Source organism: Halomonas sp. MCCC 1A11062 (assembly GCF_021404355.1).
GTDB lineage: Bacteria > Pseudomonadota > Gammaproteobacteria > Pseudomonadales > Halomonadaceae > Halomonas > Halomonas aerodenitrificans.
The window spans coordinates 21,044-38,424 of the sequence record NZ_JABFTW010000034.1; the positions used below are offsets into that span (position 1 = coordinate 21,044).

At 62.6% G+C, this 17,381-nt stretch carries 16 protein-coding genes; 8 read left to right on the top strand and 8 right to left on the bottom strand.

Translation table 11 applies throughout. The features are described 5' to 3' along the window. Positions 1–25: 25 nt before the first annotated feature. The 7 genes from HOP58_RS21530 to phnD all read right to left on the bottom strand — a co-directional run bounded on the left by HOP58_RS21530 (position 26) and on the right by phnD (position 8,181). Positions 26–1,723, bottom strand: a complete 1,698-nt coding sequence (locus tag HOP58_RS21530) for an iron ABC transporter permease (RefSeq protein ID WP_191223069.1) — start codon at positions 1,721–1,723, stop codon at positions 26–28. After that, the gene (locus tag HOP58_RS21535) at positions 1,723–2,688 is read right to left on the bottom strand and encodes an ABC transporter substrate-binding protein (RefSeq protein WP_234261634.1); all 966 of its coding nucleotides are present in this window, start codon (positions 2,686–2,688) and stop codon (positions 1,723–1,725) included. The genes HOP58_RS21530 and HOP58_RS21535 overlap by 1 nt, the downstream gene beginning before the upstream one ends. A gap of 5 nt (positions 2,689–2,693) precedes the next feature. After that, a complete protein-coding gene (locus HOP58_RS21540) occupies positions 2,694–3,833 on the bottom strand; it encodes an ABC transporter ATP-binding protein (RefSeq protein ID WP_234261635.1) in 1,140 nt (379 codons plus the stop codon). Between the two features lie 126 nt (positions 3,834–3,959). Continuing rightward, complete coding sequence (locus HOP58_RS21545; protein WP_234261637.1) at positions 3,960–5,426, bottom strand: porin; 1,467 nt, start codon at positions 5,424–5,426, stop codon at positions 3,960–3,962. A 328-nt stretch (positions 5,427–5,754) separates the two neighbouring features. Continuing rightward, positions 5,755–6,555: a phosphonate ABC transporter, permease protein PhnE gene (gene phnE / locus HOP58_RS21550; RefSeq protein WP_010626607.1), complete on the bottom strand. Its 801-nt coding sequence runs from the start codon at positions 6,553–6,555 to the stop codon at positions 5,755–5,757. After that, the gene (gene phnC, locus HOP58_RS21555; RefSeq protein ID WP_234261638.1) at positions 6,512–7,315 is read right to left on the bottom strand and encodes a phosphonate ABC transporter ATP-binding protein; all 804 of its coding nucleotides are present in this window, start codon (positions 7,313–7,315) and stop codon (positions 6,512–6,514) included. Before phnC ends, phnE begins: the two co-directional genes overlap by 44 nt. A gap of 11 nt (positions 7,316–7,326) precedes the next feature. Beyond that, a complete protein-coding gene (gene phnD, locus HOP58_RS21560; protein WP_010626609.1) occupies positions 7,327–8,181 on the bottom strand; it encodes a phosphate/phosphite/phosphonate ABC transporter substrate-binding protein in 855 nt (284 codons plus the stop codon). 196 nt (positions 8,182–8,377) lie between these two features. Here phnD and aceK point away from each other — a divergent pair, with 196 nt between their 5' ends. The 3 genes from aceK to HOP58_RS21575 are packed head-to-tail and all read left to right on the top strand — an operon-like array spanning position 8,378 to position 11,722. After that, positions 8,378–10,123: a bifunctional isocitrate dehydrogenase kinase/phosphatase gene (gene aceK, locus HOP58_RS21565; RefSeq protein WP_234261640.1), complete on the top strand. Its 1,746-nt coding sequence runs from the start codon at positions 8,378–8,380 to the stop codon at positions 10,121–10,123. A gap of 39 nt (positions 10,124–10,162) precedes the next feature. Further along, a complete protein-coding gene (locus HOP58_RS21570; RefSeq protein WP_234261642.1) occupies positions 10,163–10,897 on the top strand; it encodes an NAD-dependent deacylase in 735 nt (244 codons plus the stop codon). A 48-nt stretch (positions 10,898–10,945) separates the two neighbouring features. After that, positions 10,946–11,722 (top strand): DTW domain-containing protein, encoded by a 777-nt coding sequence (locus tag HOP58_RS21575; RefSeq protein WP_234261644.1) that lies wholly within the window; start codon positions 10,946–10,948, stop codon positions 11,720–11,722. Positions 11,723–11,728: 6 nt separating this feature from the next. Here the strand turns inward: HOP58_RS21575 and HOP58_RS21580 are convergent, their stop codons facing one another. After that, on the bottom strand, positions 11,729–13,159 hold the full coding sequence (locus HOP58_RS21580; RefSeq protein ID WP_234261645.1) for a sensor domain-containing diguanylate cyclase: 1,431 nt from the start codon (positions 13,157–13,159) through the stop codon (positions 11,729–11,731). Positions 13,160–13,342: 183 nt separating this feature from the next. Here HOP58_RS21580 and HOP58_RS21585 point away from each other — a divergent pair, with 183 nt between their 5' ends. The 5 genes from HOP58_RS21585 (at position 13,343) to HOP58_RS21600 (ending at position 17,102) form a co-directional block, all read left to right on the top strand. Beyond that, positions 13,343–13,798, top strand: a complete 456-nt coding sequence (locus HOP58_RS21585; protein ID WP_234261646.1) for a transcriptional regulator — start codon at positions 13,343–13,345, stop codon at positions 13,796–13,798. 254 nt (positions 13,799–14,052) lie between these two features. Then, positions 14,053–15,804: a DUF2235 domain-containing protein gene (locus HOP58_RS21590; protein WP_234261647.1), complete on the top strand. Its 1,752-nt coding sequence runs from the start codon at positions 14,053–14,055 to the stop codon at positions 15,802–15,804. After that, on the top strand, positions 15,797–16,396 hold the full coding sequence (locus tag HOP58_RS21595) for a DUF2931 family protein (RefSeq protein ID WP_234261648.1): 600 nt from the start codon (positions 15,797–15,799) through the stop codon (positions 16,394–16,396). The genes HOP58_RS21590 and HOP58_RS21595 overlap by 8 nt, the downstream gene beginning before the upstream one ends. Before the next feature lie 120 nt (positions 16,397–16,516). Then, a complete protein-coding gene (locus tag HOP58_RS23105; protein WP_267963549.1) occupies positions 16,517–16,645 on the top strand; it encodes a hypothetical protein in 129 nt (42 codons plus the stop codon). Between the two features lie 94 nt (positions 16,646–16,739). After that, entirely contained in the window at positions 16,740–17,102 is a 363-nt protein-coding gene (locus HOP58_RS21600) for a DUF2931 family protein (protein ID WP_234261649.1), read from the top strand. The last annotated feature ends 279 nt before the right edge of the window (positions 17,103–17,381 follow it).

Here is a 17,381-nt window from a genome sequence, read left to right on the forward strand (position 1 = left end):
TCAGCGACCGGACCTGCCGCTCGCCTCAACCGGCAATCGGCAGACGCTTGCGGCTGAATACGGTCAGCGCCACCAGCAGCGCCGTGGTGGTGAAGATCGCCACGGCACTCATCGCCATGCCGACTCCAGGAGAGCCCTGCTCGAACTGACCGAAGACGAAGGTCGAGACCGTGCGCATGCCGGCGGGGGCTACCATCAGTGATGCGACCAGTTCGCGTGACGCAATGGCGAAGACCAGTAGCATGGAGACGATCAAACTCGGTGCCAGGGCGGGCAGCAGGATGCGTCGGAAGGCGGTAAAGAAACCAGCGCCGCAGACACGCGCGGCGGCTTCCAGACTTTCGCCCATCTGGCGGAAGGCCGCCGAGGCGTAGCGCACCGGATAGGGAAGCAACAGGCAGGCGTAGGCGAGTAGCAGCATGGCACCGGTATTGTAGATCTGAATCGGCCACCAGGCTTGGTTCCAGGCCAGGATCAAGCCCACCGCGACCACGATGCCGGGCATGGTATTGGGCAGTAGCGAGAGCAGGTCGAGTAGGCCCTTGCCGCGCAGTTGTGCGCGTACCACCAGATAGCCGACGAGAGCCCCTAGTATGCCGGTGAGTACGGCGGCACCGATGGCCAGGCCCAGGCTGGTGGAAAGTGCCTGCAGCGCACCGCCGCGGTTGGCCAGCAATGCCTCGAAGTGGCGCAGTGAAACGTTCTCCAGGGTCAGCCCGCCGGAGAGGGTGCCGGTGAAGGCGGTGGCCAGCACGGCAAGGATCGGCACGCCCACCGAGATCAGTCCGACCAGTCCGAAGAGCGCCAGCACCGGCCAGCGCCAGAGTCCGAGCTCGATGCTCTCCGGGGCGGCAGGCTTGCCTGTCTGGCTGACGAAGGAGCGTCGTGTCACCAGCCAGTGCTGCAGGTAGAAGGCGGCCATGGCCAGCATCACTAGAAGCAGCGACAACACTGCCGCCCCTGGGATATCGATGGGCCAGTCGGAGAAGCGCTCATGAATGCCGGTGACCAGAACCTTGTAGCCAGCTTGCGCGCCCAGCGTCGCCGGTGTCCCGAATTCCTCGATGGTCAGGGCGAAAACCAGCAGCAGACTGGCCGCGATGCCAGGGGTGGATAGCGGCAGCGTGATGCGCCAGAAGGCGCGCCAGGGGCCGGCGCCGCTGACCCGGGCCGCGGCGGCATAGCGACCGCCGACACTCATCATGGTGCGCGACACGGCGAAGTAGACCACCGGAAAGACGTTGAGCACCATCACGAAGACGATGCCGGAAAACGAAAACAGAAATGCGCCACCGGAAAGCCCAGTGAGCTGCTCGGCATAGCCCCGAGGCTGCAGCGTCAGCATCCAGGAGAGTGCCGCGATATAGGGTGGGATCATGAAAGGAATCAGGAAGATCAGGTCCCAGGCGGCACCCCCGGGTACCCGGGTCAAAGCTCTCAGTGCACCCAGGGGAATGGCCAGCAGGGCACAGACGACCACCACGGCTAGACCCAGGCGCAGGGTATTGCCCAGCAGCCCGAGCAGTGCCGGATCGGAGAGCAAGGGAACGAAAAGGGTGAAGGCACCGTTTAGCTCGCCACGCGACCAGCCGGGGAAGATGGCCTGCAGTAACACGTAGAGGAGCGGCAACCCCACCAGCAGCAACAGGGCCATCGCCGTCAGCAGCATGATGACGCCAGCCCCGTTGACCCGGGGCAGGCGCCAGGCAATACGCTCGGACATCAACTACCCGTGACCTCGCGGAAGCGCTGCAGGATGACGTCGCGCTGAGCATTCATCGCCTCGCTGTCCACGTCGATCAGGGTCAATTCCTCGAGCGTCGGACGCAGCGCCTCGATATCGCTGCGGGCCGGCATGAGATAGCTCTCGGCGACCCGCGCCTGCCCCTGTTCGGAGAGCACGAAGTCGATGAACCGCTCGGCCTCGTTGGGCATGCGGCTAGACGCGAGAATCATCATCGGTCGAGGGGCGATGACCGTGCCGCTGGTCGGAAAGATCACCTCAATGGCCTCACCATCGGCCTGCTGGCCAAGCGAGATGTAGTCTACCGCACCGAACACCACCGACTTGGCACCCTGCAGCACCGGATTGAGGGCGCGGGCATTGGGGCCGGGCACGATCATGCCGTTATCGGAGAGTTCTTCGACAAGGGACCAAGTGGCTTCATCGCCCATGGCAGTGAGCAGGCCTGTGATCAGTTCGAATGCCGCTCCCGACTGGGCCGGGTCGGGCATGGTGACCTGATCGCGATAGGCTGCATCGGTGAGATCGCTCCAATCGCCTGGTTGAGGGACATCGCTGTCGCGATTCCACACGAGCGCCAGAGCCGAAACGCCCTGGGCGACGTAGTGTTCGGACTTGAGAAAGTCAGGTACCGTCTCGGCATTGGGCGAGAGGTAGGGGTGCAACAGGTCCTGTTCATGCAGCGATTTTGCACTGTCCCAGGAGGCGGAGATCACCACGTCCGCCAGCGGATTGGATTGCTCGGACTCCAGTCGTGCCATGACCTGGCCCGTGGTGCTCTGGAAGACGTTGACCTGGATACCCGTCTCCCTGGTGAAGTCGGCGGCAAGGTCTTCGATCAGCGCACCGGGCCCGGCGGAGTAGACGGTGAGCGCGCTCGCCGAGGCCAGGCTCGGAATGGCTATTAGGCAGACCCCCAAGGCAAGAGGTTTCAAAGGAAACATGGCGGTCATTCTCCTGAGTCATCGATTGAGTGGCGTAGGTCGGGTTTAGCCGGTACTGGAGTGGCCACGCCTGTGCGTGGTATGAGGTCGAGCAGGCTTGCGTTGGCATCCCACGCACGCAAAGCGCTGACATCGATGCCGACCCCTACCAGACAGCCGCGCTCAGGAGCATGAGGTGCATGCAGTTTGAGCGTGCGGCCGTCGGCCAGGGTGAGCTGAAGCGACAGGTGCTCGCCCTGGAATAGTCGACCGGTAATGCGTGCGCGAAGCAGGCCATCGTCGGGGGCGCAGAGGTGAAGGGCCCTGCGCGGCAGCAGCAGGCGAATCTCGCCTTGATGGCCGCAGGCCGCAGCGAGTGGCAGCCGGGTATCGGCGATCGCAAGGCCGTGGGCGTCGAGCCGAGCGTCGAGCAGGGTGCCGGCATCCACGAAATCGGCAATGGCTGGGGTGGCCGGGGTGTGGAAGAGCCTTTCGGGTGAGTCGACCTGCTGTAGGCGGCCCTGCTGCAGCACGGCGACCCGGTCGGCCAGAGCAAAGGCTTCGTGTTGATCATGGGTGACAAAGACGGCGGTCAGGCCGAGCTCCTCGATCAGGCTGCGGATCTCCAGCGCCAAGCTTTCGCGCAGGCCCTTGTCGAGATTGGAGAGCGGTTCGTCCATCAGCAGCAAGCGCGGTTTGGCCACGATGGCCCGGGCCAGCGCGACTCGCTGTTGCTGGCCACCCGAAAGCGCGCCGGGAGTGCGCTCGGCGAAATCGGCAAGTCCCACCAGCGCGAGTGCCCATTCCACCTGGGGGCGGCGGGCGTTGGCCTTCACCCCCTGCATTTCAAGCGGAAACGCCACGTTCTGGTACACGCTCATGTGTGGCCAGAGGGCGTAATCCTGAAAGACCATGCCCAGTCGGCGATCATCGGGACTCAGATGGCGGCCCGGTGCCGCAACGCATTCGCCGTCGAGATGAATCTCGCCTTCATTCGCTTCGGAGAGGCCGGCGATGCAACGTAGTAGTGTGGTCTTGCCGCAGCCGGAAGGGCCGAGCAGGGCAAGCACCTGGCCTCTGTGCAGCATGAGATCTATGCCATCGAGCGCCACGACTTGGCCGAAGCGCTTATGCAGGCGGTCGATCCGGAGCGCAGGGGTGGGCATGTCAGGGTGCCTCTCTTGCATGAAAGCCCCAACCTAGAGGGGAAAGATGTCAGTGATGTGACACGAGGATGACGCTTGTCATCGGGCACCTCCCTGTGCCCGAACCGTCATGTTGGTGCTGAGAGCCTAGAATTCGTACTGCAGACGTGCGCCGAGCACCCAGCTATCCCACTCCTTGACGCCATCGTCCAAGCTTTCATCACCGGCTTCGGCGTCGATATACATAACGTTGAACTTGGCGATGATCTCGGGCTGGAGGTACCAGTTGAGCCCCAGTGTCCAGTGATCGACCTGCTGTCTGCCGCGAGGCGCATGATGTTCGGTATGATCCGCGGTGGCATAGCGTCCGAGTAGCTCAAAGGCCCCCCAGTGTCCCTGTGAAGGATTGAAGGGACGGTGCGGCGTAACGCGGCCAAAATCGCCGCTAAATGCTCGGTAGTTACGCGATTCACCGGTCAGGAAGACGCCCGCTTGGGCATACCAGCCGTCCATGGTCATGCTGTCGACTTCGCCGGAGGAGAAGTTGGGGTCGTTGGCGTCCCGGCTGAGATCCTGGCGAATGTACTCTGCCTGAACCGAGAAGGGTCCATGGCCAGCAGCGAACTCAAGGTTAGTTGTAGTGAAGTCGCTAACGGCCTCCATGTCGCGCCGACCGATGATGCGGCCATCAATGGCTCGAGTGCCAAGACGGCTGCGCATGCGAACGTCTTCATACTCGCCATCATCTTCGTCACGGGCATTTTTTCGATAGTTGCCGGAGACGCCAAGATGCACGAAGACATTGTCTTCATTGACCGGGGCGATGCTGGCGCGACCAGAGAGCGCATATCCCTCGGATACGTCACGGTTTCGTCCAACGCCATCTCCACCGAAAAGCCCCAGCGCAGCGTACCAATCCGGCTGCAGCGTCTCGTACATAACCCCCAGGCTTCGGCTAGGTCGATAGGCATCAATGGGTGTGGCCCGCTCGAGGAATGAAATGCGACGCGAGCTGGTAGAGCTTTCGAGGCTGAAAGGCTCCTTGAAATGGCCGAATGCCAGGCGACCATTATCCATCAAATAGGCGATGTAGGCATTGGCGAAGCGTACCTCCTCATCGCGGAAGTCCACTTCTAGCTGCCACTCCCAATCATCATGAAATAGGCCTAGGGCGCCCAGCCTGGCGCGCCGAATAATAGTGCCAGTATCGGCAAGGTTACCTTCACCAATGCGATGGTCATCGGTAGTATCTACATTATCACCGACGTGGGCGGCATCGAGCATCAAGCGGCCGCGTATCCGAAAGCGATCGCTGCCGTCGGCCGTCTCTACCCCGAAACGTCGTACTTGAACGTTGACATCATCCTGCTGCAAGCCCTCTTGGGGTTCGTACTGCAGTCCATCCTCTCGGGTTGGCTGCTGGGCAGCGGCCTGATCGTCTTGGGTTTCGGCACGGAGTTCATCCACGTCTTGCTGGGTAAGCACACCTCGTTCCATCAGGCGTTCGAGAAGGGCATCTTCACTGGCTACGGCCATCTGGGAGGCGGAAGCCCCCGCCACAACTGCTACCAGAGCCACGGAGCGAGCCAAGGGCATATTCTTCCAAAGATTCATGAGTGTTGCCTGTCGTTTTGGGATCTTATTCACCTGTCCTTGGCGAAGGGTTAGGTCTCATTATGAGGTCGCGTGATTCGACAGGATTAAGGCTAATGCTTGAGTGTTACTTCTGTGTTTCCCGTTTGTTAATGTCGTTGTCGTTTTTTTATGGCTATATTGTCAGGCGTGATTTTTCTGTTTTTATCCTGGTTTTTTAGATGGTTGTGGTCATGATTTGATGTGATTATGTCAGATGTTGTATTCGCAACTTTTTAAGAGAATTTTCTGTAACTGCCAAAAAATAAAAAGGCCGCCAGTCGGCGGCCTTGGAAGAAAGGCGCGTCGCTCAGATCACCCGCTTGCGGATCCAGGCGCTGATCTGCTCGACGCCGATCACGACCACGAGGATCGCGAGAATGACGGTCAGGGCTTGGTCGTAGCGGAACAGGTTCATCGAGGCCGAGAGCTCCACGCCGATACCACCGGCGCCCACCAGTCCAAGCACCACGGCGCTGCGTACCGCTTTCTCCACCGAAAACAGGCTGGTGGCAACGAAGGAGGGAGTGCACTCCGGCAGGATGGCCCCGCATATCACGCCGCTACGCGAGGCGCCGGTGGCGGCCAGTGCCTGGCCCGGGCCAGGGTCGACTTCCTCGATACGCTCGGAGAAGAAGCGCGCACAGAAGCCGATGGTGTCCATGATGATGGCAAGAATGCCCGCCAGGGGACCGAGCCCCACGGCCACCACGAATATCAGCGCCCATACCAGATCCGGCACGGTGCGCAGAGTCGCGACGATATTGCGTGAGATGACCCGGACGACAGGGTGCGGGCTGGTGTTGCGCGCACACAGCAGGGCCATTGGTAGGCTAAGGATGACTCCGAACACTACCCCGACGATAGCCATCTGGAAGGTCTCCAGCATGGCGGTGGCAATCACGTCCCAGCGCGAGAAATTCGGCGGCATCGCCTCGCCGAAGAAGGTGCCCAGGTTGGAGACGCCCCGGATCAGCCGCTCCGGATTGATATTGGCGCCTTGCAGGCCGGTCAGGAAGAAGGCAGCCAACCCGATCAGCAGAATAAAGGCAATGGCGGAAGGGCGCTCAAGCCTGGGCGGTGCGCTGTGTCGGGACGAAGGTACGGTCATCCGCTTCGGCCTCCTGCTGGTTGTCGATTTGATAGAGGGCCGTGATGTCGTTATCGCTGACGGCAGTGCTCGGCTGGTCGAAGGCCAGGTGGCCCTGCTTGAGCCCGATCAGTCGGTCGCCGAACTCGCGGGCGAGTTCGATTTGGTGCAGCACGCAGAGCACGATCATGCCGCGCTCGCGTACCACCGACCACAGCAGTTCCATGACCTCGCGGCCGGTCTTGGGGTCGAGGCTTGCCACCGGCTCGTCGGCAAGCACGATCTCAGCGTCCTGCATCAGCATGCGGGCGATGGCTACGCGTTGTTGCTGTCCACCGGAGAGGGTGTCGGTGCGGCGCGCTGCCAGGTGGGCGAGACTGACTCGCTCCAGGGCTCCCATGGCCGCCATGCGCGACTCACGACTGGCGGTCAGCGCGTGGCTTGCGAGGATGCCGCGGTGACCCATCAGGCCGAACAGCACGTTCTGCAGTACCGAGAGGTTGCCAACCATGTTGAACTTCTGGAATACGCAGCCAATACGCTGACGCAGCGGGCGCAGCTGACGACGGGAGGCCCGGGTGAGGTCTACGCCATCCAGCTCGAGGCGCCCCGTCGTGGGGCGCTCGAGACCGGTCAGACACTTCATCAAAGTCGACTTGCCGCAGCCGTTGTGGCCGAGGATCACCACGCCCTCTCCGGGAGCCACCTCGAACGACAGTCCGTCGATGGCACGAGTGCCGTCCGGGTAGACCTTGGTCAGGTCGCTTACTGTCACTTGCATATGGCTCACACTCAGTCGTTGAGACCCAGCAGGGCGTAGGATTCGCGCACCACGTCGTACTCCGCGTCATTCACGCGAACCATTTCGGCGCCGATGTACTTGTCGCGCTCGCCTGGGGAGAGGATCGCCTGCAACAGGCCCTCCGGGTCAGCCATGAAGGCCTCCCGGATTTCACTGACGCAGTCGGCGGATATATGCGGACCGGCCACTATGGGGTCGCCCGGCATATCCTGGCCACGCTCGATGATGCGATAACTATCCTCACCGTGGCGGGAGGCAAAGGGGGCAAAGTCGCGAACGCCGGTACCCACGGCATCTACTTCGCCGGAAGCCAAGGCCTGCATGCGAGCACCGTCGAGCAGCGAGATCTGCAAGTCGCGGTCAATGTCCAGGCCGGCTTTGTGCAGCATGTAGCTGGGCATGATATGGCCAGTAGTGGAACCATGATCCTTCATGGCCACATGCTTGCCGCGCAGATCCTCCAGCGATTCTATGCCGCTGTCGGAGGCGGCGATGAACACGGAGTAATATTCAGGTCGTACGATGGCGGTGATGGGCTGGACGCCATCGACACGCTCGGCCATCAGCACGTATTCCGAGGGGCCGGCCAGTACGATATCGACTTGCTCGAAGCGCAGGGCGTTGATAGCGGTAGTACGGTTGCCTACAGGGAAAAACTCTACATTGACGCTCAGGCGCGACTCAACTTCCTCGACGAAGTCGCTGAATGCGCGCTGGAGCTCCTCGGTGCCCTCTATACCTGTATCGGCGAAGCGCAGGGTGGCGGGGCAAGATTCTGCTGCTTGAGCCTGAGTGGCGGCGGCCATTAGGCCAAGGGCGGCAAAGGGGAGAACGAGCTTGAACATGAGTCACCTCGAATGGTTGGAATTGGGCATTTATTGGTGGCCCTACCCTGCCAATGCTCGATGACGAAATCGTTTCATTGAGATCACGTTCGTGTTACCTCGGCTGTTGCGAAACTACAGCCGCCACCACCATGGTCGGCTCGCATCCCGAACGAGAATTGGCGAAGCTGTCGAATAACGTCGCTCGGAGTCTGCCATGAAGCATTCCCCCGCCTATCGCCTTGCCGCGACCATTCTGCACGGCTTCGACGAGTACCGTACCCGCTTCAAGGAGATCACCGCCGATGCCAGCCGGCGCTTTCGCGACGCCGCCTGGCGCGAGGCGCAGCAGGCCTCGGCCGAACGCATCAACCTCTACGAGGAGAAGGTCGGCGAGACCCTGGGGCGGCTGAAGCGGGCTCTGGACGAGGACGACCTGACCCACTGCGAGTGCTGGCGTGAGGCGCGCAATCACTATGCCGAAATGATCAGCGAGCGGCTCGACTACGAGCTGGCCGAGACCTACTTCAACTCGCTGTTCTGTTCGATCTTCCATCACCGTCATATCCGCAACGACTGGATGTTCGTCTATAGCTCGCGGGATGCGGCGGCCCACCACTCGGGCCTGGAGCCGTGTCGCCGCTTGCAGGTGAATGGCGACTGGGAGGCGGCGATTCGCTGGGCGCTCGTCGAGGCACCGTTCGAGACTCCCTTCGAAGATCTGGAGCGTGACGCGCGTCTGGGAGGCGAGTTCCTGAGCGGACACCTGCCTCAGGTCCTGCTCGACGCCCCGGATGCTGAGGTCGAGCTGCTCAAGAGCGTGTTCTATCGCAACAAGGGCGCCTATCTGGTGGGGCGGATTCACGGCGACGGCACCCAGGTGCCGCTGGTGCTGCCGATCCTGCATGAGCAGGGGGAGGGGCTGCATCTCGATACCGTGCTGATCGAGTCGGATGAGGTCTCGATCATCTTCTCCTTCACCCGCGCCTACTTTCAGGTGAAGGTGCGGGTGCCGGGGGAGTTCGTCGACTATCTGCAGCAGCTGATGCCCGACAAGCCGGCGGGCGAGCTCTATTCCGCCATCGGCTTCTTCAAGCATGGCAAGACCGAGTTCTTCCGTGCGCTGAACCGCCAGGTGGCCAGGCGCGAGGACAAGTTCATCATCGCGCCGGGCGTGCGCGGCATGGTCATGGCGGTATTCGTGCTGCCCTCGTTTCGTACCGTGTTCAAGATCATCAAGGACCGCTTCGACCCCTCCAAGGAGATGAGCCGCGACACCGTGCGCGAGAAGTACCGGCTGGTGAAGCGCCACGACCGGGTCGGGCGCATGGCCGACACCCAGGAGTTCTCCAACTTCATTGCACGCAAGGATCACTTCGCCCCGGAGTGCCTCGAACATCTTCTCGAGGTGGCGCCTTCCACCGTGCAGCTCAGAGGCGACAAGGTGCTCATCAAGCACTGTTACACCGAGCGCATGATGACGCCGCTCAACCTCTACCTGGAGCAGTGCAGCGAGGAAGAGACCCACGCGGTGCTCAAGGACTACGGCAACGCCATCAAGCAGATGGCGGCAGCCAACATCTTCCCCGGCGACATGCTGCTGAAGAACTTCGGCGTGACCCGCCACGGCCGGGTAATCTTCTACGACTACGACGAGGTGTGCTATCTCACCGAGTGCAACTTCCGTCACATTCCCGAGCCGATGTACCCGGAGCAGGAGCTCTCCAGCGAACCTTGGTACTCGGTGGGGCCGAATGATATTTTCCCCGAGGAGTTCGGACCGTTCCTGTTTGCCGATCTCAAGCTGCGCAAGCTCTTCTACCAGCTCCACCCCGAGCTGTTCGATGCCGACTACTGGAAGAGCGTGCAGCAGGCGATCCTCGATGGGCGGGTAATCGACGTCTATCCCTATCGCAACAAGCAGCGCTTCAGCGCCAGCGAGGAGAACGGTCTGGTGTATTGAACGCGCGCCCAGTGGCGGCGCGTTGACCTGAGGAGAGACATGTCAGACCCAAGGCGACCCCACCTGGTGGTCTTCACCGGCTCGGGCATCAGTGCCGAGAGCGGCATCCAGACCTTTCGCGCCGGCGATGGACTGTGGGCCGAGCATCCCATCGAGGAGGTCGCCACGCCCCAGGCCTGGCGGCGTGATACGGCGCGCGTGCTGAACTTCTACAACCTGCGCCGCGAGCAGGTGCGCCGGGCACGCCCCAACGCCGCGCACAAGGCCCTGGCGGATCTCGAGCGCCAGGGCTTTCGCGTCAGCATCATTACCCAGAACATCGACGACCTGCACGAGCGTGCCGGTTCGCGCAACGTGCTGCACCTGCACGGTGAGATCCTCAAGGCACGCTCCACGGTGGATGCCCGCATGCAGTATCCGCTGCCCCGCGGCGGCATCGAGCTAGGCGACATCTGCGACAAGGGCAGTCAGCTGCGCCCCGACGTGGTGTGGTTCGGCGAGAGCGTGCCGCACTTCGGCGAGGCCTGCGAGATCGTCGCCGAGGCGGACATGCTGCTGGTGGTGGGCACCTCGCTGGCCGTGATGCCGGCGGCCTCGCTGCTCGAACATACGCCGCTCGACGCGCCCAGCGTGCTGGTGGACCCCGAGGCCGCGGCGCTGGCGCCGCCTGGCGTGTTTCGCATCAGCCAGCCCGCCGGTAAGGGGGTGCCGGAGCTGGTGCGTTACTGGCGGCGTGAGGGACGGCTGTGGGTACCGGAAACCCTGCTGGGGTGAGCGTCAGGATGCTAGAATGCCGCACCCGCCGCCCCTGGATACGTGATGATGCTGGATGAGACTGGCCAGGCCGACCTTGCCGACCGCGCCCCCGAGGCCGGGCATTACCATGACCCCGCAACCGGTCATTCCCGCCCGCCGAGGCGTGAGTTCAAGGCGCGGGGCAGCTTCACCGAGCGCTGCCCCGGCTGCAATCTGCCGGTGCTCAACTGCCTCTGCCCTTACCGGGTCAACGCCGAGAGCGAGGCGCGGGTCTGGTTGGTCACGCATCCGCTGGAGCATCTCAAGCCGACCAATACCGGGCGCCTGATCCGCGACGTGCTGCCGGATACCGAGGTGTTCACCTGGTATCGCACGACGCCGGACGAGCGCCTGCTGGCGTTGCTCGACGACCCACGCTTCGCCCCCTTCGTGATCTTCCCAGACGACCAGCCGGACTATGCCGATCGCGTAGTGGACATGGCCGTAGTCGGTGAGGTCAAGGCCAGCGGCAGGACGCCGGTATTCATCCTGCTGGACGGCACCTGGCGCCAGGCGAGGCGCATCTTCCGCAAGAGTCCCTATCTCGACCGCTTGCCGGTGCTGCCGTTGGCGACGACGCGACTGACTCGCTATCGGCTGCGCAAGCCCGCCTCCCAGGCCCATCTATGCACCGCCGAGGTGGCCGCCGAGCTGCTGCGGCAGAGTGGCGACGAACAAGCGGCACAAGTGCTGGACGACTACTTCGACGCCTTCAATGTCAGCTACGATGCCAGCCGGCGCTACGAGAAGCTCGAACAGCCGACAGCGGCCATGCGCCGGCTGCTGGCGTGCCAGGGAGAGTGACGCGCATCACTCGTCGATCTCCTGGGTCCTGACACAGGCACGCCCCGCCCGTTTGGCGCGATACATGGCGCGGTCGGCACGCTGTACCAGCTTGCGCGAGGTGTCGCCGGGCTGGCTGACGGCAACACCGAAGCTGGCCGTGACCTGGCCGACCGGTTCGATGGTGGAGCCGGCAAGAGCCTGACACAGGCGCCAGGCCAGCTCCTGAGCCCGAGCCAGGTCGCAGCCGGGCACCACGACGATGAACTCCTCGCCGCCCCAGCGGCCCAGGTGGTCGCCCTCGCGCAGCTGCATCCGGGTCTGCTGGGCTACTTGGTACAACACGCGATCTCCCACTTCATGGCCGTGGGTATCGTTGATCGGCTTGAAATGGTCGACGTCGAACAGCAGCAGGGCCAGGGGCTTGGCGTTGCGGCTGGCCAGTGTCAGCTCGGCCTCGAGTACCTGCTCGATGCGATGGCGGTTCGCCACCTGGGTCAACGGATCGGTGTAGGCCAGCCACTGAAGTTTGGTATTGCGCTCGTGCAGCAGGCGGTAGCGGTGCTTGGTTTCGCGCTTCTCGTGCAGTAGCGCTCCGCGTAGCGCAGCCAGTTGAACCAACTGTTGCAGCAGGTGGCGCAGGGGCGGGGGGAGATGGCGTGGTTGCCGGTCCCGACAAACCACCAGGCTTTGGCCCGGGGTCGTCCCGTGCAGAGCGAGGATGAGTGCCGCACGCGCCTGTCGGCCTTTCAGCCAGCCCCCCAGCCTTGGGGGAGGCAGTCGCAGTGAGCAGGGCGATGGGGCGGGCAGCGGTCCAGGTATCGCCAACAGCTCGACCGGTTTCGCCCTACTGTCGACCAGCATCAAGGGTGTGTCGATACGATGCTCAACGGTGCTGGGAAAAGGCTCCAGGCGCATGCCTTCCTGGCCCCGCCGCATGCCATCTCCGCCATACTCATGGCTATGCAGCGTGCAGGATTCGAAGCCGCTCAGGGCCTGCAGCGCCCGCAGCAATTGGGCATGTAGTTCATGGAGGTTGCCGGCCCGGGCGAGGCGGGAGCTCCAGGCATGGCCGAGCCCCGGCAGGTCGTGGCTATCTGTCGCCAGGGGCTCCACTTCCAGAATGACATATTGTCCGGATACACGCGTGGAGACATAGAGATGCTGCGAGGCCACATCCGCTTGGCCCGAGGGGACCGTCATGCCGGGTGCTCCCTTGGCCAAGGTGCGTGCCAGAGCCGTTGCGGTGTCGGCCCCCAGCACCTGTTCCGGGCGCCGTCCGAGCGCTTCGCTGGCCGAAACGCCGAAGAAACATGAGAGATTGGCGCTCACCAGGCGCACGCTTTGCCAATCGTTGTCGAAAGCGATGAGACAGCCGTGCGGCTGTACCGCATCCACGGTCGATGGCACGGATGGGTAGATGCTCGCATCGAGTTCCTTATCAAGCGAGTCCGGCATGAGGGTTCCCTGTGGTATCGCCGGCAGCGGGTGGCTGCCGTCCTCCCTGCGGTGCGCCAGGCCATCCGGGATGGTTGGCGGGCGTACGAGGGCCTCTGACATGATGAAAGTAAACCATTTGTTGTTTTATTGCATCAACCATTGGTTCAACTGTAGCCCCGGCGCGCGCGGCACATTCCACCGATGAATGAAAAGACCGCCTTTGCCGAGCGTCTGGCCGCCGCCATGCGTGCCGCCGGCTACGAACCGCGCCCTGCCGTGCTCGAACGAGAGTTCAATCTGCGCTACTGGGGCAAGCCCGTCACGCTACAAGGCGTGAGGCGTTGGCTGTGCGGCGAAACCCTGCCTCAGCAAGAGAAGTTGCAAGTACTGGCCGAGTGGCTAGGAGTCGAACCGCAGACGCTGCGCTTCGGCGAGCATGGTAACTATCGGGTGAGCGAGCCCCACGGCGTTTGGGAGGCGTCGGTCGGCGCCGAGGAGCGTCGTGTGCTGCAGCGCTACCTGGCGCTGCCGGTAGAGCAGCGCAAGGTGGTGGCGCAGGTCATCGAGGCTTTCGCCCGTGCCGACGAAGCCGGCTCGGGCGAAGAGGGGGCTGAGAGAGGGCGGGAGCGAAAGCCCGGCGAAGGCGACGCCGGCTAGGCCGGCCCACCCATCAAGGCGCCGGCGATGCGGGCCAAGTGATCGGCTAACATCGTTTTCGGGTGCTGGCGCTGTCATGCCTTTTTCATTACCTCAATGGGGTTGTACTGGTCCCGTCAGGGCAATGTTCGTCTAGCGAATTAATCCATTGGCCATGGTCATTGTAGGAAATTGTCCATAGCGGCGTCCTACACCATCTGGATACCCTAATCCACTTTCCTTTCATGGAAAGCCAGGGATAGGAGAGGCGGGCAATGTTCTGGAAGCTCATTCGTGGTCATGACGTCAGGGATATCGACCTTCCCTTCATCGAGTTGCCCTCACTTGCCGCGAGCAAGGTCGAGAGCAAGCTATCGAGGGAGTCTGGCCGGGAAACCCTCTCCTCGTTGTATAAAAGGGCGGGTGGCTACGGTCTGTACCCGGACAAGGAAGTGGCGATCCGAAAGATCGTCAAGGCGGTCAAGGAGGGTGATCTGCTGCTGGTCTTGAATGACAGTTTCGACCGTCCCTCCTCCCCGTTGGTCGTGTGGAACGGCGAGCAGTGGCGCCCGAATCTATCCGGGACATATCTGCCGGGCTCCACGAGCCTGATCGAATGGAACCTCGAGCGCCTGAATGCCCGGGGGCTGGGGCCGCAGGCCGTGGCCTCGCTGCAACGCTTCGGTGACGTTGGTGTGGCGCGCCCCACGCCCGCTCCCGAGCCGAAGCTCTCCACCCCGCCACCGGTGCCGGAAACGCCACCCGCACCGCAGCGTAACCTGCAGATCGGTGTGTTCTTCGACGGCACCGGCAACAACATGTTCAATGACCGGCAGTTGTCCGATCGCGATATCACCAACGTGGCCAAGCTGTACGATCTGTATCGGTATGATGGTGATGACGGTGATTACTATCGAGTCTATGTCCATGGCGTGGGGACCATTACCGGCCGGGAGAGCGAGGATGGCTTTGTGGTCTCCGAAGACCTCGCTGGGCTGGGCACGGGTGTGGGTCCGGAGGGTGGTCATGCGCGTATCGAACAGGCGCTGACTGATGTCCGCGAGATTCTGGAGGACAACCCGGATGCCACGGTCACCTTCGATGTGTTCGGCTTCAGCCGTGGCGCGGCCTTGGCCCGGCACTTCGTCAACCTGATCCATCGCTGGTCGGAAACGCTTCTGGTACCGGACTTCCGCCTCGACAGGCCAGGCTATCAACCACCGCTGCGCCGCATCCTGGCCTTTCCGCCTAGGCCGGTTCCCTTTCCGCAGGTGCGCTTCGTCGGGCTGTTCGATACCGTGGGCAGCTTCTACTGGCCCGGCACTGCCCGTAATCTCGATTTCGATCTCTATATCGCCTCGGGCAGTGCCGCCCGCGTGGTGCAGCTCACCGCCCATCACGAGATTCGCCGTAACTTCCCGCTCAGCAGCATTGCCGATGCCCAGGGCAACCACCCCGGTAACTTCGCCGAAATTGTCCTACCAGGAGTACACTCCGATATCGGCGGCGGCTATGAAAATCCCAACCTGGAACTGGGCTTTGCCAATCATGAGGAGCTGATCGTGCGGCGCCGTGCTGGGCTGGGGGCCAATGGGGAGACGATTCGCCGAGCTCAGGCGGAGGCGCAGGCCAGAGGGCTCGACATTCGTGTGGATGGCAGGGACGTGCTCGAGATCGAACGCCGCGCCACGCGCAAGGAGCTGGCCATCTACGCCCTGCACCAAATGTACGAAGAGGCGAAGCGAGCATGGGTGCCTTTGAGGCCCCTGCTACCATCGAATCCGGATCATGCCATTCCCACTGAGCTGCAAACCCTGATCGATGAGTGGTGGGAAGGCGGCAGGCGACGCGGCCAGCAGTGGATGCTGGACATATCGCACGAGCACTTCGCCGGCTACATCCATACTTCGCACCGCCTCCGCCAGGAAAGTCTGGCCCATGCGCCGGAGCCCAGCGGTGTGCGCCGGGTCTTCCCCAATCGCCACGAAGCGCCGGTAACGGCCCCGCAGGAGCCTCAGGATGCCTAGGTCATGGATAGCCCGCCTGGGACGGGGGCTGTTGTTGGCACTGCTGCTATTGAGTGCCGCCTGCGAGGCGGAGCCTAGGCGCTACGACTTTGCGATACAGCTCAATGGTGGTCCCACGGGTTGGCCGGTATGGGTGGAAGAATTGACCTTCGACCATGCCTGGTGGTCGCCAGGAGGAAATCTGGGAGGAGGTTTCGATAAGCGGCCTCCCACAGGGGGAGCAACTGCCGGCTTGCCTCGGCCCATGCCCGCTCCGTCTTCCGTGCAGGCCCGCTGGTTCTCCTATCGCACCCAGACCTTCTACGAGATCGATCTGGATCTGCCGGATATGGATGCCCTGCTGCAACGGTGGTATCGCGACTATCCGCCATCCGATTACCGCCATAATCTTATGGCTGGCTTCTCTGGTGAAGGTGAGGTCTATGTCTGGTGGCGGGCTCGCTGCCGCGCTTGCGGCAGCGACCGCAGCCGGGACTTCCATGCGCCAATCGTGGAGTCGGCGTGGGCCGAGGCGGCAGAGGGGAACCCTGACTGGTACCGTGAGCACATCGAAGAGTACGTCAACGAAGGTGTATTTCCCTCGCCGTGGTGATTCTGGCTACCTCGCACCGCCAGGAGAACCTAGTGCACGCCTTGGAGCCCAGCGGTGTGCGCCGGGTCTTCCCCAATCGCCATGAAGCGCCGGTAACGGCCCCGCAGGAGGAGCCGCAGGATGCCTAGGTCATGGATAGCCCGCCTGGGGCTGTTGCTGGCACTGCTGCTGTTGACCGTTGCCTGCGAGGCGGAGCCTAGGCGCTACGACTTTACCGTACAGCCATTCGGTGGTGGCCAGTTTGGGTAGAAGAGTTGGCCTTCGATGACACCTGGCGCTCGCCTGCTGGCAATCTCAACGCCGGTTTCGAGTATTCCCCCCGAGCAGCGGATCGTATATCAACCTGGCGCATCCGGTAACCGCTCCCACCTCGGTACAGGCGCGCTGGTTCTCCTACCGTACCCAGACCTTCTACGAAATCGATCTGGCACTGCCGGATACGGATGCTTTGCTGCAGCAGTGGTACCGGGACTATCCGCTGCCTGATTACCGCCATTATCTTATGGTTGGCTTCTCCGGTAGGGGGGAAGCCAAAGTCTGGTGGCGGGCTCGCTGCCGCGCTTGCGGCAGCGACCGCAGCCGGGACTTCCATGCACCAATCGTGGAGTCGGCGTGGGCCGAGGAGGTGGTGGGAGATCCGGCGACCTTTCGCAGCCAGACTCAGCGACGGATTGATGAGGGGATCATTCCTTCGCCTTGGGAATAAGATGATCAGCGTGTCGAAGCCAGCCTGTGCCGCCTTCATCGCATACTCTCAGGAGATCCTGGGCTACACTCCTGAACCCAGCGGTGTGCCTCCCTTGGGTTGGGAGACCGGTTTGCCGCCAGGAGCGACCATGGCAAACCGGAGATGGTTCGTTGTTTACCCTGAATTCAAGTAATAAGCGCAGCACCTGCGGTGTTGAGGGCTCCTGAGTATTCACCCAAAAACACCTGTGCCGGTGTCCGATAACCGAGCCGCTTTCGGGGACGGTCATTCAACTTT

Coding starts and splice junctions, on each gene's coding strand:
- HOP58_RS21580 (WP_234261645.1), bottom strand. CDS start 13,159: ATGCCGGACTCGCTTGATAAGGAACTCGATGCGAGCATCTACCCATCC.
- HOP58_RS21540 (WP_234261635.1), bottom strand. CDS start 3,833: ATGCCCACCCCTGCGCTCCGGATCGACCGCCTGCATAAGCGCTTCGGC.
- HOP58_RS21545 (WP_234261637.1), bottom strand. CDS start 5,426: ATGAATCTTTGGAAGAATATGCCCTTGGCTCGCTCCGTGGCTCTGGTA.
- HOP58_RS21595 (WP_234261648.1), top strand. CDS start 15,797: ATGCCTAGGTCATGGATAGCCCGCCTGGGACGGGGGCTGTTGTTGGCA.
- aceK (WP_234261640.1), top strand. CDS start 8,378: ATGAAGCATTCCCCCGCCTATCGCCTTGCCGCGACCATTCTGCACGGC.
- phnC (WP_234261638.1), bottom strand. CDS start 7,315: ATGCAAGTGACAGTAAGCGACCTGACCAAGGTCTACCCGGACGGCACT.
- phnD (WP_010626609.1), bottom strand. CDS start 8,181: ATGTTCAAGCTCGTTCTCCCCTTTGCCGCCCTTGGCCTAATGGCCGCC.
- HOP58_RS21590 (WP_234261647.1), top strand. CDS start 14,053: ATGTTCTGGAAGCTCATTCGTGGTCATGACGTCAGGGATATCGACCTT.
- HOP58_RS23105 (WP_267963549.1), top strand. CDS start 16,517: ATGCCTAGGTCATGGATAGCCCGCCTGGGGCTGTTGCTGGCACTGCTG.
- HOP58_RS21575 (WP_234261644.1), top strand. CDS start 10,946: ATGCTGGATGAGACTGGCCAGGCCGACCTTGCCGACCGCGCCCCCGAG.
- HOP58_RS21585 (WP_234261646.1), top strand. CDS start 13,343: ATGAATGAAAAGACCGCCTTTGCCGAGCGTCTGGCCGCCGCCATGCGT.
- phnE (WP_010626607.1), bottom strand. CDS start 6,555: ATGACCGTACCTTCGTCCCGACACAGCGCACCGCCCAGGCTTGAGCGC.
- HOP58_RS21570 (WP_234261642.1), top strand. CDS start 10,163: ATGTCAGACCCAAGGCGACCCCACCTGGTGGTCTTCACCGGCTCGGGC.
- HOP58_RS21530 (WP_191223069.1), bottom strand. CDS start 1,723: ATGTCCGAGCGTATTGCCTGGCGCCTGCCCCGGGTCAACGGGGCTGGC.
- HOP58_RS21535 (WP_234261634.1), bottom strand. CDS start 2,688: ATGTTTCCTTTGAAACCTCTTGCCTTGGGGGTCTGCCTAATAGCCATT.